This is a genomic window from Psychrosphaera algicola (assembly GCF_028401425.1).
Classification (GTDB): Bacteria; Pseudomonadota; Gammaproteobacteria; order Enterobacterales; family Alteromonadaceae; genus Psychrosphaera; species Psychrosphaera algicola.
The window spans coordinates 804,261-823,639 of sequence record NZ_JAQOMS010000002.1 but is presented as its reverse complement, the minus strand read 5'-3'; the positions used below and the strand labels follow the sequence as shown (position 1 = coordinate 823,639).

The 19,379-nt window shown below is 40.1% G+C and carries 13 protein-coding genes, 6 pseudogenes and 1 riboswitch; of the genes and pseudogenes, 13 read left to right on the top strand and 6 right to left on the bottom strand.

The window, feature by feature from the left end:
• Nucleotides 1-129: 129 nt before the first annotated feature.
• The 3 genes and pseudogenes from ychF to PN838_RS04400 all read right to left on the bottom strand — a co-directional run bounded on the left by ychF (nt 130) and on the right by PN838_RS04400 (nt 2,505).
• Nucleotides 130-1,221, bottom strand: coding sequence for a redox-regulated ATPase YchF (gene ychF, locus PN838_RS04410; protein ID WP_215962034.1), 1,092 nt, complete (start codon nt 1,219-1,221; stop codon nt 130-132).
• A gap of 43 nt (nt 1,222-1,264) precedes the next feature.
• Nucleotides 1,265-1,854 (bottom strand): annotated as a pseudogene (pth, locus tag PN838_RS04405) (aminoacyl-tRNA hydrolase).
• A gap of 27 nt (nt 1,855-1,881) precedes the next feature.
• Nucleotides 1,882-2,505 (bottom strand): 50S ribosomal protein L25/general stress protein Ctc, encoded by a 624-nt coding sequence (locus PN838_RS04400; protein ID WP_215962032.1) that lies wholly within the window; start codon nt 2,503-2,505, stop codon nt 1,882-1,884.
• Between the two features lie 287 nt (nt 2,506-2,792).
• Between PN838_RS04400 and PN838_RS04395 the strand changes: the two genes are divergently transcribed.
• Nucleotides 2,793-4,694 (top strand): choice-of-anchor I family protein, encoded by a 1,902-nt coding sequence (locus tag PN838_RS04395; RefSeq protein WP_272179871.1) that lies wholly within the window; start codon nt 2,793-2,795, stop codon nt 4,692-4,694.
• Nucleotides 4,695-4,840: 146 nt separating this feature from the next.
• Here PN838_RS04395 and PN838_RS04390 read toward each other — a convergent pair whose 3' ends face one another.
• The 3 genes from PN838_RS04390 to lolB form a co-directional block, all read right to left on the bottom strand.
• On the bottom strand, nt 4,841-5,797 hold the full coding sequence (locus PN838_RS04390; protein ID WP_215962030.1) for a ribose-phosphate pyrophosphokinase: 957 nt from the start codon (nt 5,795-5,797) through the stop codon (nt 4,841-4,843).
• 71 nt (nt 5,798-5,868) lie between these two features.
• Nucleotides 5,869-6,732 carry a 4-(cytidine 5'-diphospho)-2-C-methyl-D-erythritol kinase gene (gene ispE / locus PN838_RS04385; protein WP_215962029.1) on the bottom strand — a complete coding sequence of 288 codons (864 nt, stop codon included), beginning with the start codon at nt 6,730-6,732 and terminating at the stop codon, nt 5,869-5,871.
• Nucleotides 6,733-6,735: 3 nt separating this feature from the next.
• The gene (lolB, locus tag PN838_RS04380) at nt 6,736-7,353 is read right to left on the bottom strand and encodes a lipoprotein insertase outer membrane protein LolB (RefSeq protein ID WP_272182516.1); all 618 of its coding nucleotides are present in this window, start codon (nt 7,351-7,353) and stop codon (nt 6,736-6,738) included.
• A gap of 157 nt (nt 7,354-7,510) precedes the next feature.
• Here lolB and hemA point away from each other — a divergent pair.
• From hemA to lysC, 12 genes and pseudogenes are all read left to right on the top strand, one after another.
• A pseudogene (hemA, locus tag PN838_RS04375) lies at nt 7,511-8,760 on the top strand (glutamyl-tRNA reductase).
• Nucleotides 8,757-9,843 (top strand): annotated as a pseudogene (gene prfA / locus PN838_RS04370) (peptide chain release factor 1). The pseudogenes hemA and prfA overlap by 4 nt, the downstream one beginning before the upstream one ends.
• The gene (locus PN838_RS26025) at nt 9,836-10,099 is read left to right on the top strand and encodes a hypothetical protein (RefSeq protein WP_334313278.1); all 264 of its coding nucleotides are present in this window, start codon (nt 9,836-9,838) and stop codon (nt 10,097-10,099) included. Before prfA ends, PN838_RS26025 begins: the two are co-directional and overlap by 8 nt.
• The gene (gene prmC / locus PN838_RS04365; RefSeq protein ID WP_334313277.1) at nt 10,012-10,695 is read left to right on the top strand and encodes a peptide chain release factor N(5)-glutamine methyltransferase; all 684 of its coding nucleotides are present in this window, start codon (nt 10,012-10,014) and stop codon (nt 10,693-10,695) included. The genes PN838_RS26025 and prmC overlap by 88 nt, the downstream gene beginning before the upstream one ends.
• A 66-nt stretch (nt 10,696-10,761) precedes the next feature.
• Nucleotides 10,762-12,312 carry a DUF3369 domain-containing protein gene (locus PN838_RS04360; protein WP_272179870.1) on the top strand — a complete coding sequence of 517 codons (1,551 nt, stop codon included), beginning with the start codon at nt 10,762-10,764 and terminating at the stop codon, nt 12,310-12,312.
• A 50-nt stretch (nt 12,313-12,362) separates the two neighbouring features.
• Entirely contained in the window at nt 12,363-12,725 is a 363-nt protein-coding gene (locus PN838_RS04355) for a SirB2 family protein (RefSeq protein WP_272179869.1), read from the top strand.
• A gap of 149 nt (nt 12,726-12,874) precedes the next feature.
• Nucleotides 12,875-13,618 (top strand): transglutaminase family protein, encoded by a 744-nt coding sequence (locus PN838_RS04350; RefSeq protein ID WP_272179868.1) that lies wholly within the window; start codon nt 12,875-12,877, stop codon nt 13,616-13,618.
• A pseudogene (locus tag PN838_RS26995) lies at nt 13,573-13,677 on the top strand (SirB1 family protein); the annotation flags it as partial. The gene PN838_RS04350 and the pseudogene PN838_RS26995, both read left to right, overlap by 46 nt.
• A 287-nt stretch (nt 13,678-13,964) precedes the next feature.
• Nucleotides 13,965-15,218 (top strand): annotated as a pseudogene (locus tag PN838_RS04345) (DUF819 family protein).
• 29 nt (nt 15,219-15,247) lie between these two features.
• Entirely contained in the window at nt 15,248-16,108 is an 861-nt protein-coding gene (kdsA, locus tag PN838_RS04340) for a 3-deoxy-8-phosphooctulonate synthase (RefSeq protein ID WP_252736757.1), read from the top strand.
• Nucleotides 16,109-16,454: 346 nt separating this feature from the next.
• Nucleotides 16,455-17,572, top strand: a pseudogene (locus PN838_RS04335) (beta-ketoacyl-ACP synthase III).
• A 145-nt stretch (nt 17,573-17,717) separates the two neighbouring features.
• A riboswitch (Lysine riboswitch) is annotated at nt 17,718-17,913 on the top strand.
• Nucleotides 17,914-18,002: 89 nt separating this feature from the next.
• Complete coding sequence (lysC, locus tag PN838_RS04330) at nt 18,003-19,379, top strand: lysine-sensitive aspartokinase 3 (protein WP_272179867.1); 1,377 nt, start codon at nt 18,003-18,005, stop codon at nt 19,377-19,379.

Here is a 19,379-nt window from a genome sequence, read left to right as displayed (position 1 = left end):
TGTTGATTAACAATATTTTCGAGCGTGATAACAATCCTTTGCCTAGTAACTCTGAAGAGCGATTTGTTTCATAATAAACGTTAGGCATTAAAAAAGGGGCTTAAGCCCCTTTTATCGATAAATATAGGTTTACACATTAAATCGGAAATGGATTACGTCACCATCTTTAACAATGTAATCTTTACCTTCTAATCGCCATTTACCGTTGTCTTTGGCACCCGCTTCACCACCAAATTCAACAAAGTCGTTATAACTGACGATTTCAGCTCGGATAAAGCCTTTTTCAAAGTCCGTATGAATTTTACCAGCCGCTTGTGGCGCAGTAGAACCTTCAGTATATGTCCAGGCTCTAACTTCTTTAACACCTGCAGTGAAATAGGTATTTAGATTTAATAATTCATAACCTGAACGGATCACTCGATTTAAACCTGGTTCTTCCCAACCTAAGTCTTCCATAAATTCGGCTAGGTCTTCAGGCTCTAATTCAGACAATTCAGATTCAATCGACGCACATACCGCTACGACAACTGCATTTTCATTTTCTGCGATTTCACGCACTAAATCTAAAAATGGATTGTTCTCAAATCCATCTTCAGCAACGTTGGCAATATACATGGTTGGTTTCATCGTAAGCAGATTTAAATAGCTTACGGCAGCTAATTCTTCTTTTGTTAACTCAACAGAACGAGCCATGCCACCTTCGTCAACAACCGCTTTTAATTTCTCAAGTGTCGCATTTTCAAATTTAGCGTCTTTGTCGCCGCCTTTGGCCTTTTTTGAGTTGCGGAAAATTGCTTTATCAATTGAGTCCATGTCAGACAAGGCCAACTCAGTATTGATTACGTCAATATCTTCCTGTGGGTTTACTTTTCCGGCAACGTGGACGATATTTTCGTCTTCAAAACAACGAACAACGTGACCGATTGCATCGGTTTCACGAATGTTAGCAAGAAATTGATTACCAAGCCCTTCGCCTTTACTCGCACCTTTTACAAGGCCAGCGATGTCAACAAATTCCATTGTTGTTGGCAGGATACGTTGTGGATTAACTATTGCAGCCAACTTGTCTAATCGAAGATCTGGAACAGGAACTACACCAGTATTGGGTTCAATTGTACAAAATGGGAAGTTTGCTGCTTCAATACCTGCTTTTGTTAAAGCATTAAATAATGTTGATTTTCCGACATTGGGTAGACCAACGATGCCACATTTAAAACCCATGATGGTTCCTTTTTGTTAATTTGCTATGTAAGCAATTAGTTTGTTAACTGGCACTAAACGAGTGAAGGCGATTTTGCGCCTTCTTTAAATCTTGTTTAAGCCAGATCTCGGTGCAACGAACGGCTTCGTCAATCGCTGCATCCATTAATTCTTGATCATTTCGGGGGCTTTACCCAACACCCAACCTGTCACTTTTTCCCGACTTCCGGGGTGACCAATTCCAATTCGCAGACGATAAAATTCTCTATTGTTTGCGAGTTTTGCAATAATATCTTTTAATCCGTTATGACCGCCGTGGCCACCACCTTTTTTAAACTTGGCAACACTATAGGGGCATATCAAGTTCGTCATGTGCAACTAAGATTTCTTCTGGTTTTATCTTGAAGAAATTTGCAAGGGCAGCAACTGATTTACCGCTTAAATTCATGAACGTGGTTGGTACTAAGAGACGAATATCTTGTCCAGCAAAATTGATCTTTGCGGTATATCCAAAATATTTAGGATCGTTTTTAAAGAAACATTATTGGCTCGGCAAAGTTCTTCGATGAACCAAGCTCCAGCATTATGGCGGGTGTGTTGATATTCGGGGCCTGGATTTGCTAGGCCCACGATAAGTTGAATGGTGCTACTCACGAATTGTCCGTAAGCTCAATCATTCAATTATTCAGCGTCAGCTGCTTCTTCAGAGTCTTCGTCAGCTGCTGCAGCGCCTTTAGGAGCGTGCAATGTTACAACTGCGTTGTCGTGAGATTCACCTTTAGTTAACTCAACAGATTCAACGCCAGCTGGTAACGTAATTTCACTGATGTGAAGAGTTTGACCAACTTCCATATCTGCAACGTTTACTTCGATGAACTCAGGTAAGTTCTTAGGAAGACAAGTGATTTCTAATTCATTTGCAACGTGAGTAATTACGCCACCTTTCTTAATTGCTGCTTCTTCGCCAACGAAGTGAACAGGAACTTTAGTGTGTAATTTATGTTTCGCGTCTACACGTTGGAAATCTAAGTGTAAAACTTGGTTTTTCCAAGGGTGACGTTGCATATCTTTAAGAATAACTTCTTCTTTTGCACCATCAATTACTAACGTAAGGATATGTGAATAGAAACCTTCATTTTCCTGCGCTAACCATACTTTATTATGAGAAAGGGCTAGGTTTTGCGGCTCTTTATCCGCACCGTATATAATTGCAGGAACTTGTTTGTCGTGACGTAGGCGGCGGCTCGCACCCGTACCTTTATCAGAACGAACTGTAGCTTCTAATGTGTAAATAGCTTCAGACATGGAATTCTCCAAAAAACTTTAAATAAGTTAAGTATGTTTCCTCCCGCGACCAAGAGAAAACTCGACCCCCTCAAAAATGAGAGGCGGCGTATTCTAATTGAAAGGTCAATAGACCACAACCGTTTTATGAACATTACAAAAAGACGTCATTTTTATTGTGATTAAAAAAAAGTGTCATATTACTTTTTATTGGTCATAAATTTGTTTCAAAACTGCCGTCAAATTTACATCTTTGTTCATTAACCTCTTCGACCTAATTTAATAAAAATAATAGGTAAGTGGATAAAATGAGTTTCGCTAATTTAAAATTAACATTATTGAGTGCGACTATTGTCGGGATTTTAACAGGATGTTCAGTTGAAGATGGAGAGCAGGGCATTCAAGGTGAACAAGGGCTGGTTGGTGAAGCCGGTGCTGATGGTGCAAATGGTGCTGCAGGTGCTGATGGCGCAGCGGGCGCTGATGGTGCGGCGGGAAAAAATTATCCTGTTGAACTAAACATCGAGATTGTTGGTCGTTTCGCGACAGGAGTTTATGGAAAATCAGCGGCGGAAATTGTTCAGTTTCATAAAACGTCAAACTCAGCGTTTGCAGTCAACAGCGCTACAAATCAAATAGACGTTATCAGTTTAGCAACATTATCTACTGTCCCTGTTAGTACACCGACTAGCGATAATAGCCTTTCATCAACAGCATTTACCTATGCCGATTCAGTTTTGGTTAAACAAGCTGATGACTCAGATAAAACAATTATGCTTGGCGGAGCAAACTCGATAGCGATAAAGGGCAACTTGTTAGCCATCGCTGTTGAAGCGAAAGTAAAACAAGATAACGGCGCTGTACTGTTTTACGAATTAGACGTTATGGGTAAAGGAACTTTTGTCAAAGCAGTTGAAGTTGGCGCCTTACCAGATATGGTAACATTTACACCAGATGGCACTAAGGTATTGGTTGCTAATGAAGGTGAACCTGCAACTGATTATAGTGTAGATCCAGAAGGGACGATTAGCGTCATTGCAGTGGCGTCATCTGTGCCTGCAGATAAAGCAGAAGCGGTTAATTTCACTTCTGATTTGGTATTTAAAAGCGATTTATTAGACCCAGAAGATTACGATACACCAGAAGAACAAATGACCCTTTTACAAGAAATGGGCGTGAAGTTTGCGGGACCAACGGGCAACACGGCAGCAAAAGATATTGAACCTGAATACATCGCTGTTTCTGCTGATAGCAAGATGGCTTACGTATCACTGCAAGAAAACAATGCAATTGGTGTGGTTGATTTAACGAAGATGACCGTTGAAGTTAAACCGCTAGGATATAAAGATTGGTCAAACTACGAGCTCGACTTTACCAACAAGGACGAACTTGCGACATTCCAATCTGTACCTAGGTTATTAGGTATGTATCAACCTGATTCTATTGCTACTTACAGTTGGAACGGTGCGACCTTTATAGTTTCTGCGAATGAAGGTGACTCTCGAGACTACGATGCGTATTCGGAAGAAGTAAGAGTTAAAGATCTTATTGACCCGGATGAAGAAAATAAGACGTTATCTACTGAGTTACAGTCAATATATGATCACTCTGGTGGCAAAGATGGCTTAGGTCGATTAAAAGTTACAACGTCGATGGGTGATGCGGATAACGACGGCGAATTTGAATCTCTATACAGCTACGGAGCACGTTCATTTTCGATTTGGGATCAAAACATCAATCAAGTTTACGATTCAGGTGATGAGTTTGGTAAAATTTCATCTGCGATTCTAGGTGAATACTTTAATGCAGCACATACGGAGAATACCGGTGATAATCGTTCAGATGACAAAGGTGGTGAGCCAGAAGCTATTGATGTGGGAATGATTGAAAACCGTAACTACGCATTTATTGCTCAAGAACGTGCCGGGGACTTATTTGTCTATGACGTAACAAACCCATTTAATGCTAGCTTTGTTGCTCATTACAACAATCGTGATTTTGATGTTGACTACGAAATGGATGATGACCTAGATAATCCATGTGATGAAGCTGAAGGGATGGATTGCGAAAACGTCGATTCTGCAGGGGATTTAGGACCTGAAAGCATCAAGTTTGTAGCAGCTGAAGATAGCCCATCAGGAAATCCGTTGTTGATCATTGGTAACGAAGTAAGTGGCACAGTTACTATTTATCAAGTAACTGAAAAGTAATTTATCAATATCTGCATCAAGGGATAGCCATTGTCTCTTGATGCTTATTTGATATCTTTGACTCGTTGTTCAGTTTAACGTTGACCAACAAGCACAAAAAAGCGACTTATTGTCGCTTTTTTGATCTCTGGTAGATGTGTACGAGATTAGTGTTCGAACATCGCAGAGATAGATTCTTCGTTGCTTAAACGACGAATTGCTTCAGCTAGCATGTTACCTAGTGTCAATTTACGAACATTTGGTAATGCTGCAATTTCTGGTGACAAAGGAATAGAGTCTGTCACGATAACTTCATCAATAACTGAATTTTTTAAGTTTTCGATCGCGTTGCCTGAAAATACTGGATGAGTTGCATAGGCAAATACTCGTTTTGCGCCGTGTTGCTTTAATGCCTCTGCCGCTTTACATAATGTACCACCGGTATCAATCATGTCATCAACCATAATACAGTCACGACCTGCTACATCACCGATGATGTGCATTACTTGTGCAACATTCGCCTGCGGACGACGTTTGTCGATAATCGCTAAATCTTTGTCATCTAATAATTTCGCGATGGCTCTAGCACGCACAACACCACCAATATCTGGTGATACAATGACGGTATCGTCGGCAATGTTAAAGCCATGTTTGCGCATGTCTTCAACTAGAATAGGGCTACCAAATACGTTATCAACTGGTACGTCGAAAAACCCTTGGATTTGTTCGGCATGTAAATCAACCGTTAAAACGCGGTCTACACCAACGCTAGACAAAAAGTCTGCGACAACTTTCGCTGTAATTGGAACACGAGCAGAACGAACACGACGGTCTTGACGGGCATAACCAAAGTATGGAATGACTGCGGTAATTCTACCGGCAGATGCACGACGCAAGGCGTCGACCATAACAATGAGTTCCATTAGGTTGTCATTACATGGTGCACAAGTAGATTGCACGATAAATACATCTGAACCACGTACGTTATCATGGATTTGGACACTAATTTCGCCGTCGCTAAAGCGACCAACTGTTGCGTTTCCAAGGTTTATGTCGAGACGTTTACTGATGACTTCTGCAAGTTCTGGGGTAGCGTTTCCAGCGAAAATCTTAATATCAGGCACGGATATTTCCTAAGGCTTTGTTGCGATACATTTTCAGAGGATAGACAAAAGTTGCCGTAACCTCCACGATATTATCCAAAAAGAACTTGATGTGTCGGCGAAATATTACAACCTTTCGCGACGAATCCAGATAACTCTTCAGGCAATTGTTGAAATACTTTTTGGGCTTGTTGTTCAGTTGCAAATTCTGCAAAAACACAAGCACCTGTCCCAGTCATACGAGACGGCGCGTATTCTAACAACCACTGCAGTGCTTTGGCAATGATTGGATACTTTTTAACGACTAAACTTTGGAAGTCATTTTTTAGATCTGTCGTGATCCCACTGTAATTTAACGTGTTATTGTCGAGTTTTGGCGTGTTTCTCGGGAGTTCAGGATGACTAAATAATTCTTTAGTATTTACATGGGCATTAGGAGTTAATACTAAATACCAAGCATTATGTACATTATAGGTACACATTTTGTCTCCGGTACCTTCAGCAATTGAACTTTTGCCACGAATAAAAATAGGGACATCGGCACCTAGTGTATTCCCTAGGGCCTCTAAATCGGCGGTGGAATGCCCTAAGTCCCATAGTGAATTGAGGGCTAACATTGTGGTTGCCGCGTTTGACGAGCCTCCACCAACGCCACCACCCATTGGCAACCGTTTATTTAATGTAATATGAACGCCTTTTTCAACCTTATTTAATGTTAAGTTAACCAGTAGATTTGCTGCTTTGAGGACCAAGTTATCGTCAGTTTCTAATGCTTTGATATTACAAGACAGCGTAATCTTCCCACTGGCGTTTGTTTCAAAGGTCATCGTGTCGCCATAATCGATAAAATGAAACAAAGATTGCAATTCATGATAGCCGTTTTCTAGCCGACCATTAATGTGTAAAAATAGGTTCAACTTTGCCGGTGAAGGTAAGGTTAGTTTTTGATGTGTCATGGATTAACCTTGTAATGCCCAGTCTGTAATAGAGAGTTTAATACGATTATTCGGCGATTTTAGCTGTAAGCTTTTCGGTAAATCAAATTGCATCACAGAACGCCAACTTTGGTAATCAATTTGCCAAATAGCATCGCCATGAAAAACTTCAATATGTTTTAATCTGCCTTTCTCATCTAACTTTGTCTTGGTTTTAAGATTGTTTTTAGTCGATTGCTGAACACCAAGGACCCAGAAACGTAATTGTGAAATAGGTAACTGATAACCCGTTAGCTGCGCAACTAATATTTCAGCGGTATGTCCATAATACGTTTTACCGTCAATAGTCAGTTCGGCTTCATCATCGTTAACAGATAATTCGAACATATTAATACCAATTAAGGTATTCAGTGAAAATTCAAAATTGTCGCCTTTTTGTTGCCAATAAAAATAGCCCGATACTTTTTCATTGTTCGTGGCAATCATCATTTTTCCACGGGCCGTCCAATGTGATAATTCTGCTGCAGTTTGCATGTCTGCGATGTTTTTTATATTGGTTTTTGGCATTAATGAGCAGGCAACCAAGATATTTACCAACAAAACTGAGGTTAAAAACTTTAGGATTAATGTATATCGGGACATTTTGAACAATGAATGGTTATTTTTCACACAACTTCCAGCTTAAAAGTGACTTAATCGACAAAATCGATTCTAACATGCTATTTCAGTCTTTTAAAAACCTTGGGTTTTTCGTAGAATTGCACGCTTTTCAATTTTCAGGGCGCTTAAAAGCCAATATATGACGGTTATTGCACTAGGTTTAAATCACAAATCGGCTTCGGTTGAGTTACGCGAGCGCTTAGCGTTTACGCCGGATAACTTACCGGACGCGCTAAAAACTGTGCAAAAAGAAGCGGGGTGTGACGAGGCTGTCATTTTATCGACATGTAACCGAACCGAAATTTATTGCTTTGGCGACGTGGCTGAACCTGAAAAAGTAATCAAATGGTTAGCTGATTTTCATCAGCTCAACCCTGCTGATCTTCAACAGCATTTATATATCCATCGTGATGTAGACGCTACTCGCCATTTAATGCGCGTCGCTAGTGGGTTAGATTCAATGGTGATTGGAGAACCCCAAATATTGGGGCAAGTGAAACAAGCTTACCAACAAGCCAAATCTGTAGGTACGATTAAAACGTATTTTGAGCGGATGTTTCAACAGTCGTTTTCCGTTGCCAAAAAGTTCGAACGGAAACCGATATTTCAGTGAACGCCGTATCAGTAGCTTTTGCTGCGGTCACATTAGCAAAACAAGTCTTTGGCCAATTTACAGACAAACGCGTTTTGTTAGTCGGTGCCGGTGAAACTATCGAACTTGTAGCAAAACATATTTATGAGCAAGGCGCAAAAGACATCACGGTAGCGAACCGGACGTTAAGCCGTGCAGAAGCCGTAGCTGAGCAATTCTCTGCCAAAACGTGTACCTTAAGTCAGATTTCTGAAAAAATAATGGAAGCGGACGTTGTTATCAGTTCGACTGCTAGTACGTTGCCTATTATCGGTAAAGGCATGATAGAAAATGTACTGAAAAAACGAAAACACAGACCAATGTTTCTCGTTGATTTAGCGGTACCGAGAGATATTGAGTCACAAGTTGCTGATTTAGACGATGCTTATTTGTATACCGTAGACGATTTGCAAGATATTGTAGCGAACAACATGCAGGCGAGAAGTGCAGCCGCTGAAGACGCTGAAATTATCATTAATGACAAAGCATTTATCTTTGACGATTGGTTGAGCAGTTTAGACTCAGTTGATCTAATCAAAGATTACAGAGATCAAAGTATTTCTGTCAAAGACGAATTATTAGAGCGAGCCCTTAATCAACTGCAATCTGGCAATGATGCTGAGCAGGTACTTAAAGAGTTAGCTAACAAATTAACCAATAGACTCATTCATGCGCCGACGTCAGCATTAAAAGATGCGGCAGAGAAACAAAACAATGAAGAATTGGCTATTATTAAAACCGTATTGGGGATCCAATGAAAGATTCGATAGTGAGTAAATTAGAAGGCCTCTCTGAGCGCTACGAAGAAGTAGAAGCCTTGTTGAGTGACCCAGAAGTCATTGGTAATCAAGAAAAATTTCGAGCGTTATCGAAAGAATATTCTGATCTTGAAGACATCACAAAAACATTTAAATTGTACCAAGCTGCTCGTGAAGATTTAGACGAAGCGAAAGCAATGTTAGAAGAAGACGATGCGGAAATGCGTGAAATGGCGCAGGAAGAATTAAAGTCAGCAAAAGTCAGCATTGAAAAATACGAAGATGAATTACAAATTTTAATGTTGCCTCGTGATCCAAACGACTCGAACAACTGCTTTTTAGAAATTAGAGCAGGTGCAGGTGGTGATGAAGCGGCTATTTTTGCCGGTGATTTATTTAGAATGTACAGCCGTTACGCTGAATCTAAAAATGGCGTGTGGTACTTATGAGTACCAACGAAGGCGAACATGGCGGATTTAAAGAAGTTGTTGCCCACATCACAGGTGACAATGTTTACGGAACGATGAAATTTGAGTCTGGCGGTCACCGAGTACAACGTGTGCCAGAAACAGAATCTCAAGGTCGGGTGCATACCTCTGCATGTACTGTAGTTGTTATGCCTGAAGTTCCAGAGGCAGAAGCCATCGAAATAAATACAGCGGACTTAAAAATTGATACTTACCGTGCTTCTGGTGCCGGTGGTCAGCACGTAAATAAAACAGACTCGGCGGTACGTATTACCCATATCCCAACGGGGATTGTCGTTGAGTGTCAGGATGAACGTTCACAGCACAAAAACAAAGCCAAAGCGATGTCTGTTTTGAGTGCTAGGATGCAAGCTGCGGAAGATGAAAAACGTAACGCTGAGGAAACCAGCATGCGCCGTAATTTGGTCGCCAGTGGAGACCGTTCTGAACGTGTTCGTACCTATAATTTCCCACAGGGGCGTATGTCAGAACATCGTATCAATTTAACCTTATATAAATTAAATGAAATTATGGAAGGTGATTTAGACTGTGTACTTCAGCCGTTAATGAACGAATACTATAGGCGGACTTACTAGCGTCTATGGCTGATGAATAACTCCTATTTACCAAACAGTATTAAACAGCTGTTAGACAATGCAGCAAACGAATTTTCTGCATTGTCCGACTCTGCCAAGTTAGACGCAGAACTGCTGATGTGTCATGTGTTAGATTGCCAACGAATATACTTGTTCACTTGGCCCGAAAAGTTGTTAGAAACACCGCAGTGCGACCAATTTTTTCACTTGTCGAAGAACGAAAAACAGGGCGTCCTATCGCGCATATTGTCGGTAAACGCGCATTTTGGGATTTAGAGTTGGCGGTAAACGACTCGACGTTAATTCCAAGACCGGATACTGAAATTTTGGTCGAAAAAGTTCTGGAAATCATCGAATCTAAGGGACCAGAGCAGGGAGAAGGTCTCGACTTAGGAACTGGTACTGGCGCTATCGCATTATCATTAGCGAGTAGTTTACCTAAATGGCAATGGACTGGTGTCGACATTATACCCGAGGCCGTATTGCTAGCGCGACATAATACCAAACTGAATCAGATCCCTAATTGTCAATTTGTTGAAAGCAGTTGGTTTACCGCATTGGCTGATCAAAAATTCGACTTTATCGTTTCTAACCCACCCTATATCGACGAAAATGACCCACATCTTAATCTGGGCGATGTTAGGTTTGAACCTAAAACGGCTTTGGTTGCAAAAGGGCATGGATTGGCTGACATTCGTTATATTGTCGAAAACGCTCGACGTCATTTAAAAAGAAACGGCAAACTAATTCTAGAGCATGGCTTTGAGCAAGGTGTGGAAGTACGCCACATATTACGCGACTTTAATTTTCAATATGTTGATACATTTAAAGATTTAAGTGGTAATGACCGAGTTTCAATTGGCTATTTCTGATAATTGGGTTAGGCTCATATTGTTCGCATAGCGAAGTTGAAGAACATAGAACTAGAAGGCAGCAATATGAACGATGATTTTTTATTTGCGGATGATCAGTTTGACGACGAAGTAGTCGCGACAGTAGGAAGTTGGAAGGTTTTAATTGTCGATGATGAGCCTGAAGTTCATGCCGTAACCAAATTGGCGTTAAGCGACTTTACCTTTCAAGACCGAACCCTTGAATTTATCAGCGCATACAGCGGTGAAGAGGGTAAAGAACTCATCATCAAACATCCTGACGCCGCGATTATTCTATTAGATGTGGTAATGGAAACCGACGATGCAGGGTTGCAAGTCGCTAAATTTATTCGTGAAGAAGCCAAAAACCAAAAAATTAGAATTATTCTTAGGACTGGCCAACCCGGTCAAGCTCCCGAACGCCAAGTCATTGTCAACTTCGATATAAATGACTACAAATCAAAAACAGAATTAACCGCACAAAAACTGTTTACTGTCGTTATGTCTAGCTTACGCGCTTATAGAGATATTATTGCGCTTGAACATAGTAGACAGGGATTGAAAAAAATTATTGAAGCGTCAGCTAACATTTTCTCTATCCATTCGATGGATCAGTTTATTGACGGCGTGTTACAACAATTAACTTCGGTTTTAGGTTGTGGTGAAGAAAAAGCCATGTATGTAACGAATTCATTAATGGTTAATTGTACAGAGTCAGAACACCAACAAAACTTGCGCGTTATCGCGGCTCAAGGCGATTTTGAAAACACTGTAGGCAAAAGCGTCAATGATGTTTTAGAAGATGAACTTCGCCTCGCATTTGAAGAAGCCATTACAAATAAATCGATTGTTTATCATGGTGACTATTTAGTTGCCTATTGTTCGAGTCGTTTTTCAAGCAATTCAATACTCTACATTTCGGGTTTACCAACGAACGTTGGCGTTGATGAAAAAGTATTAATCGAAATGTTTGCGCAAAATGTTCAAATTGCCTACGAAAATGTTCAATTGCAAATCGAATTAGAAGATACTCAACGTGAACTCGTTTATCGTTTAGGTGAAGCGGTTGAACAATGTTCGACGGAAACTGGAAATCATGTGCGTAGAGTCGCAAATATTAGTCATATGTTAGCTTCTAAGTCTGGCTTAAGTGTCAGTGACGCTGAACTTGTAAAAAATGCAGCACCGCTTCACGATATTGGCAAAGTAGGGATACCAGAACACATACTGCACAAAGCAGGGAAGTTAGATCCGGATGAATGGCAAATGATGCAAACGCATGCTCAAGTCGGCTACAAAATACTTGAAGGGTCTAATCGCAACATTATCAAAGCGGGCGCCATTATTGCAAAAGAGCATCACGAAAATTGGGATGGAACAGGTTATCCAGACGGTAAATCCGGTGAGGATATCCATGTGTTTGCAAGAATTGTTGCATTAGCTGATGTATATGATGCATTACGCCACAAACGTTGTTACAAAGAACAGTGGGAACCAGAAGAAACGCATAAGTTTATAATGGAGCAAAGTGGTAAAAAGTTTGATCCAAAACTTGTCAGCATATTGATGGACTCTGCGGCTGAGTTAGAGCAGTTAATGAACCTCTATCCAGACTAATTTACTGTCACTAGGTAATTACAATTACATAAGTATTAAATAGGGAAAAAATGTATTTTGCTGTTAAACATAGTCACCTTAGCTTTTGTGCTGCTAAGCGTAGTATTTTTTATTATCGTTTTTATCGATTTAAAATTCAGAATCGACCAAAAACTCGATTCTTGGCAATCGCCCCACACATTATAGATACATTTTTGCTAATATCAGCAGTGGCTATGTGCTTTGTCATTGAACAATATCCAATCCAAACAGACTGGTTAACGGCTAAGGTTTTGTTTGTTATCGGTTATATAGGGTTTGCCATTGTAGCGATTAAGTCGGCAAAACCAGCAAAGAGTTATAGCTTTTTGGCCGCGGCGACCGTGTGTTTATTATTTGCCGGCAAAATAGCGGCAACCAAAAGCGTATTCTAGCCTCATTACATTTATTTTTTACTCGTCTTATAAGCGGCACAGATTCGATTAGCGAATGAAAGAATCGTTAATGTGATATCTACATTGGGTTGAATTCCCTCTGTGCCGACTACATATACCCTTAGTAGTACCGTCATTATAGAGAAGTTATGTCAGCAAATTGGTTGTATCAGGCGGAATCGTCTGATGAATTGTTACAAGAAGTCCTGTTATTAGAACAAAATTGGCAATATGTTTTTTCAATCAAAGAAATTGAAGAGCAGTTAGCAGCGCATGTTGCCTATCTGAAAAATATTGATCATTCTGAACTCAATCCAACCGACAGGTTTTATGCATTGTTGGACGTGATTTTTGACGAGTTAGCGTTTTCAGGACCCGGCATGCAAACCATACCTGAAAGTTCATTGGCCAATATATCGTATTGCATAATGCACCGCACAGGCAATTACCTGAGCATGAGTGTCGTTTTAGCGTATCTATTGAAACAGCTTGGTTTTGATGCGTCAATTGCCGAAGTAGAAGAACAAATTGGACTGGTTATCAAATTGTCTAATTCTGAGTTAATTGTAGTAGACGCTTTATCTGGCGGTTGTGAGTATCTCATCTCCTCTGATGATGTGCGCGACAGCATGACAAACGAAATTGCGACGTTTGCAAAACCTATCCCGACTGATGAAATTGTCAAAATTTTATTAACCGAACAAAAAATCTTTATGCTTGAAGAAGGGTTTTTAGAAGAGGCATTAAACTGCGTCGAAACCTTAATGGAATTACTTCCTGAAGATCTTATGAACGTCGCGACCGAGGCCTTGTATTACAGCAACTCGAATGCGACAAATGGGCCAAAGACGACTTTGATTACTTCATTAAGGCGTGTCCAAACGATCCCATGACTATGTTCTTGAAAATGCAGATGGATGATCTCCACGGTCAACTAGAAACCATCCACTAAAGTTGCGTCAATAGACGATAAAGCATCTTGGTTTTGGTGCTATTTTCTGTTTTTGTTGTTTTTAATTGCTTACACCACTTAATCCTTGAAATAAAATGTTTTTAGAGTCACTCGTTGATTAAGCATTCCTGTTTGAAAATAGTGAAATGGTATTACATATAACGTTTTGGAAAATATGTAAAAAAGTGGTATAAATTCTCCTCTGTTCGACAACTCAAAATAATGCCACTTAGAGCAATTAAAAGGTTGTCGTTTCCCTACAAAATAAAAATAATAATGAGGTTTATATGGCGACGCCATTGATCACAAATGACGCCACGGTCTTAGGTTTGTTAGCAATTATTCTGGGGTTTGTATTTTATACAAATCAAAGTGAAAACGCCTCGTGGAAAAAGTTTTACAAATACGTTCCCGCATTATTTTTGTGTTATTTCCTTCCCTCTATTTTAAACACAGCTGGCATAGTCGATGGTGCAAATTCGAGTGTTTATTATGTAGCGTCAAGATTTTTGTTACCTGCCTGCTTAGTGTTATTAACGATAAGTGTAGATTTAAAAGGGATAATAAAATTAGGACCAAAAGCACTGATCATGTTTCTTACCGGCACTCTCGGCATCGTGGTTGGGGGCCAATCGCGCTGCTAGTTGTCTCCGCACTTGTTCCAGATTTACTTGGCGTAAACCCTGAGGGGATTTGGCGAGGTATGACAACAATTGCCGGAAGTTGGATTGGCGGCGGTGCTAACCAAAGTGCGATGAAAGAAGTATTTGAACTCTCATCATATGATGTCGGTGGTGAAATTTTCTCTGCGATGGTTACGGTGGATATTTTTGTCGCTAACATGTGGATGGCCGTTTTATTAATTCTCGCAGGTAACGCCAAACGGTTTGACGAAAAACCGGTGCTGATACCACTGCAATTAATGCATTACGGAAAAAAGTAGAAGACTTTGAGAAAAAGAATGCCCGGATGCCTATGTTGCCGGATATAATGATGATCTGTGCGATTGGCTTTGGTGTCACAGGTTTTGCTCATTTATTTGCAGACTTGATAACGCCTTGGATGATTGAAAACTTTCCGGAAGGTAAAAACTCAGTTTTCACAGCAAATTCTTTTGGATGATTGTTTCGGCCAGCGCAATTGGCGTTTCGTTGTCCTTTACTAAACTGAAAAAAATAGAAACTGTTGGGGCATCAAAAATCGCCAGTGCATTTTTGTATATTTTAATCGCCTCTATCGGCTTACATATGGATATAACGGCAATTGCCGATACTCCAGTATACTTTGTCATTGGCATCGTTTGGATGTTGATCCACGCAACGTTAATGTTGAGTGTAGCAAAGCTGATCAAAGCGCCATTGTTTTATATGGCGGTTGGTAGCCAAGCAAATGTTGGTGGCGCTGCGTCTGCCCCAGTAGTTGCGTCTGCGTTCCATCCGTCTTTGGCACCAGTAGGTGTTTTATTGGCTGTTTTGGGGTATGCAATTGGCACATTTGCAGCTTGGTTTTGTGGCATGATTTTACAATCAGTTGCCATCTAGACATTGTATTAAACTAATTGGAAACAGTAATGACTGAAATAAATACGCAATCTATCAATTTAAAAAACGGCATTGAAGTCGCAAACGACAAACCGTTTGTATTGTTCGGTGGCATGAATGTATTGGAATCTAGAGACTTAGCGATGAAAATTGCTGAACATTATAAAGAAGTTACCACTAAACTTGGGATCCCATATGTTTTTAAAGCGTCATTTGATAAAGCGAACCGTTCGTCTGTTTCGTCCTATCGTGGTCCGGGTCTTGAAGAAGGGCTGAAGATCTTCGAAGAAGTAAAAGCACAATTTGATTTACCAATTATCACCGATGTTCATGAACCACATCAAGCTGCGCCTGTTGCTGAAGTTGTGGATATAATTCAATTACCAGCATTTTTAGCCCGTCAAACCGACTTAGTTGTGGCGATGGCTAAAACCAATGCGGTCATTAATGTTAAAAAGCCGCAATTTTTAGCACCACACGAAATGCGTCATATCATCAACAAATTTAATGAAGCTGGTAACGACCAAGTTATTTTATGTGAACGTGGTAGTCAATTTGGTTACAACAACCTTGTTGTAGACATGTTGGGTATGGACGACATGAAACGTTTAGCGCCTGTTATTTTTGATGCGACACACGCGCTTCAACGCCCAGGTGGACGTGCCGATTCAGCGGATGGTAGACGAGCACAAGCAGCAGAGCTAGCTCGTTCTGGTATGGCGTTAGGAATTGCTGGGTTGTTTATTGAAGCGCATCCAAATCCTAATGAAGCAAAATGCGACGGACCTTGTGCATTACCGCTAAATAAACTGGAAGGGTACTTGTCTCAAATGAAGCAAATAGACGATCTTGTAAAGTCATTTGCCCCATTGGATACAGCAGCTAACTAATATCAATAGCGTCAGTAAGCTCCTCAAATTTAAGTTTACTGACGCTTTTTAAATATGCTTTTATTTAAAAATAAATACCTAACCACGATAAATTCAATCCTTGTTTATCCCTTTAATTACTATGTAATTAAAATCACTGTAATAATCTAATGAGTGCAAATGCTCGCCACAATAAATATAAGTTTTAGGGTGTTTAACATTTCGCTTCAACACGTCAGATGACTAATTAACTTCCGGTATCTAAAGTTATTTTGAGTTTAATTGTCTTTATTTTTCGAAAAGGTTGCACTTTGGGTTCGTAAGGCGAATAATAACCATAAGATATAATTAAGAATTCGAGTTGTATATGACGAGTGTTGTAATTTCAGGTTCTGGCCTATTTGTGCCTCCTTATAAAGTGTCTAATCAAGAGTTAGTAGATGTATTAAATGCATTTTCAGAGAAGTTTAATAGCGAAAACGCCGTTGAAATTGCAGGTGGAACTGTTGAAGCCAAAAAACATCCAGTGTAGAATTTATAGAAAAAGCTTCAGGCATTAAATCACGTTATATGATGTGTAAAGACGGTGTTACTGACATTAATGTTATGCACCCAAAGCTTGTGAAGAATGATGTCGATACACCGCCTGAAATGGTTTTGATGGCAGTTGAAGCTGCCAAAGAAGCATTAAAAGACGCAAACAAAAATGCCGAAGATATCGACTTAGTCATTTTAGGTTCGTCAAATATGCAGCGCTCGTACCCATCTATGGCAGTCGAAGTGCAAAGTATTCTTGGGGCTCAAGGATTTGGTTTTGATATGAACGTTGCTTGTTCTACGGCAACGTTTGCGCTTATTAATGCGGTAAATGCGATTAAAAGTGGTTCAGCAAAAACGGTTCTGATCGTAAACCCGGAGTTCACTACGCCACAATTAGACTATTCTAACCGTGATAGCCATTTTATATTTGGTGATGTTGCAACTGCATTAATCATCGAATCGACAGAGACTGCAACGTCAGACAATCAATTTAAGATCATTAACACCAGTCAAGTTACTAAGTTCTCAAATAACATCCGCTGTAACCATAGTTATGTGGACCATTGTTACGAATCTTTGCCTGCCGACAATAGTTTCTTTTTTCAAGAAGGCCGAAAGGTATTCAAGGAATTATTGCCAATGGTGACCACAGTGATTACTGAGCATTTAAGAAAAAACAATTGGCCAGTTACAGATGTAAAGCGTATGTGGCTACATCAAGCTAATATAAATATGAATTTGTTTGCGGCTAAAAAGTTATTAGGCCGTGAACCTGAGTTTTTAGATGCGCCGTTAATTTTAGATGAATTTGCGAATACAGCGTCAGCGGGCTCTATTGTTGCGTTTCATAAATACAAAGATGATTTTACCTCAGGAGATAAAGGGATTTTGTGCAGTTTTGGGGCCGGATACAGTGTGGGTTGCATTAGTTTAGAGAAAATCTAATCAAATTGTTTTTATATTGTTTTTAATTAGTTATGTATTAGTTTAAAAAGTTTGAATGATTTCTTGACTTTTTACTCTAATTTTTTGTTTAATACACGCGTTCCAGCAGGTTTGGAACAGGTTGTTGGTTAAGTTATTAACCGACAACACCAGAAGAGGCGCGTTGGTCAGGCAGTTAACTGAAGAGATCTCAATCTCGCGGCAAGTTAATGATGGGGCACAACGCCGAGAAAGCACTTAGTTGAGAATAAGTGATTTCGGCTCGCAAGGTTGAATCCTTGCAGTTGTCACTTTGGATATTTAATAAACAATGTTTATTAAGGTGGAGAGCTTCTGGCATGTAAAGACGTCTTACTTTGTAAGTCCTACCTAAATATGCCTTGTTCTTCTTAATAAATTGATTTCTATAAATTTTATTAAGGAAGACTGAATGTCTAACTCATTACAATCTTTAACTGTTGCCAAATTTGGTGGCACAAGTGTCGCAAATTTTGAAGCGATGAGCCGTTGCGCTCAAATTATTTTGGATAATAACGATATCCGTCTTGTTGCCGTTTCAGCATCCGCTGGCGTAACTAACCTTTTGGTTAAACTTGGCAATGAGAGTCTAAGCGCAAATGAGCGCGAAAGCGTTTTGCAACAGATCAGAAATATACAAAATTCAATTCTAAATGACTTGGGTCGCCCGCAAGATTTAGAACAAGTTATCGAACAACTGTTGGGGCAACTTGCTGAAGTTGCAGCGCAGGACGACGTATTAACTTCCACTAAATTGAAAGATGAAATCTTGTCTTTTGGTGAAAGAATGTCGAGTCAGTTATTTGCAGCGGTAATGAACAAGGTTGCAAACGCCGATGTAGCAACGTCATTTGACGGTCGTCAGGTGCTTAAAACTGACAGTACATTTGGCAAAGCAGAGCCAAATCTTGCCGTTACTAAACAACATGCTACGGATGTTTTGGTACCACTTTTGAAAGAAAAAGTTGTTATTACTCAAGGGTTTATTGGTCAGGACAGTTTTGGCAATACAACTACACTAGGACGTGGTGGTTCGGATTACAGCGCTGCATTATTTGCAGAAGCGGTTGACGCCTTTGCATTACAAATTTGGACAGACGTAACGGGGATTTATACTACTGACCCACGTATCACCGACAAAGCCCGACCAATCGGTGAGATTAGCTTTAATGAAGCGGCTGAGATGGCCACGTTTGGTGCTAAGATTTTACATCCAGCGACGTTAATACCAGCAATTCGAAGTGGCGTGAAAGTGTTTGTTGGTTCTAGCTTAGAGCCAAATGCCGGTGGCACTTGGATTTCGAAAGAAGTCAGTCATAAACCGGCATTTCGTGCTGTAGCACTTAGAAAAGATCAAACATTGATCACGGTAACAAGTCCTGAAATGTTACATGCAACGGGGTTCTTGGCGCGCGTATTTGCGATTTTAGCAAAACACAAACTATCAATTGATTTGATCACAACGTCTGAAATTTCTGTCGCATTAACAATTGATAACCCACCTAATACACCGATGGCTGATTTAACAGACGCTTGTATTCGTGACCTTAAAGATTTCTGTTCAGTGAAGGTCGAGTCTGACTTGGCACTTGTTGCGGTTATTGGTAATCACATTCATAGTGGCCAAGATGGCACAGGTCGTATTAGCAGTATATTTAGAACAGTTGAAAACGATCAATTGCGTTTGATTTGTCATGGTGCCTCGCAACATAATGTGTGCTTCTTAGTAGAACAAGCATCCGCAGAAAACATTGTTCGTAGAATACACGACGATCTTTTTGCTGCGTAA

Excerpts from the sequence above, each read along its gene's own strand:
- ychF (WP_215962034.1), bottom strand. The coding sequence starts at position 1,221 with ATGGGTTTTAAATGTGGCATCGTTGGTCTACCCAATGTCGGAAAATCA.
- PN838_RS04400 (WP_215962032.1), bottom strand. The coding sequence starts at position 2,505 with ATGTCTGAAGCTATTTACACATTAGAAGCTACAGTTCGTTCTGATAAA.
- PN838_RS04395 (WP_272179871.1), top strand. The coding sequence starts at position 2,793 with ATGAGTTTCGCTAATTTAAAATTAACATTATTGAGTGCGACTATTGTC.
- ispE (WP_215962029.1), bottom strand. The coding sequence starts at position 6,732 with ATGACACATCAAAAACTAACCTTACCTTCACCGGCAAAGTTGAACCTA.
- lolB (WP_272182516.1), bottom strand. The coding sequence starts at position 7,353 with ATGTCCCGATATACATTAATCCTAAAGTTTTTAACCTCAGTTTTGTTG.
- PN838_RS26025 (WP_334313278.1), top strand. The coding sequence starts at position 9,836 with ATGAATAACTCCTATTTACCAAACAGTATTAAACAGCTGTTAGACAAT.
- PN838_RS04360 (WP_272179870.1), top strand. The coding sequence starts at position 10,762 with ATGAACGATGATTTTTTATTTGCGGATGATCAGTTTGACGACGAAGTA.
- PN838_RS04355 (WP_272179869.1), top strand. The coding sequence starts at position 12,363 with ATGTATTTTGCTGTTAAACATAGTCACCTTAGCTTTTGTGCTGCTAAG.
- PN838_RS04350 (WP_272179868.1), top strand. The coding sequence starts at position 12,875 with ATGTCAGCAAATTGGTTGTATCAGGCGGAATCGTCTGATGAATTGTTA.
- kdsA (WP_252736757.1), top strand. The coding sequence starts at position 15,248 with ATGACTGAAATAAATACGCAATCTATCAATTTAAAAAACGGCATTGAA.
- lysC (WP_272179867.1), top strand. The coding sequence starts at position 18,003 with ATGTCTAACTCATTACAATCTTTAACTGTTGCCAAATTTGGTGGCACA.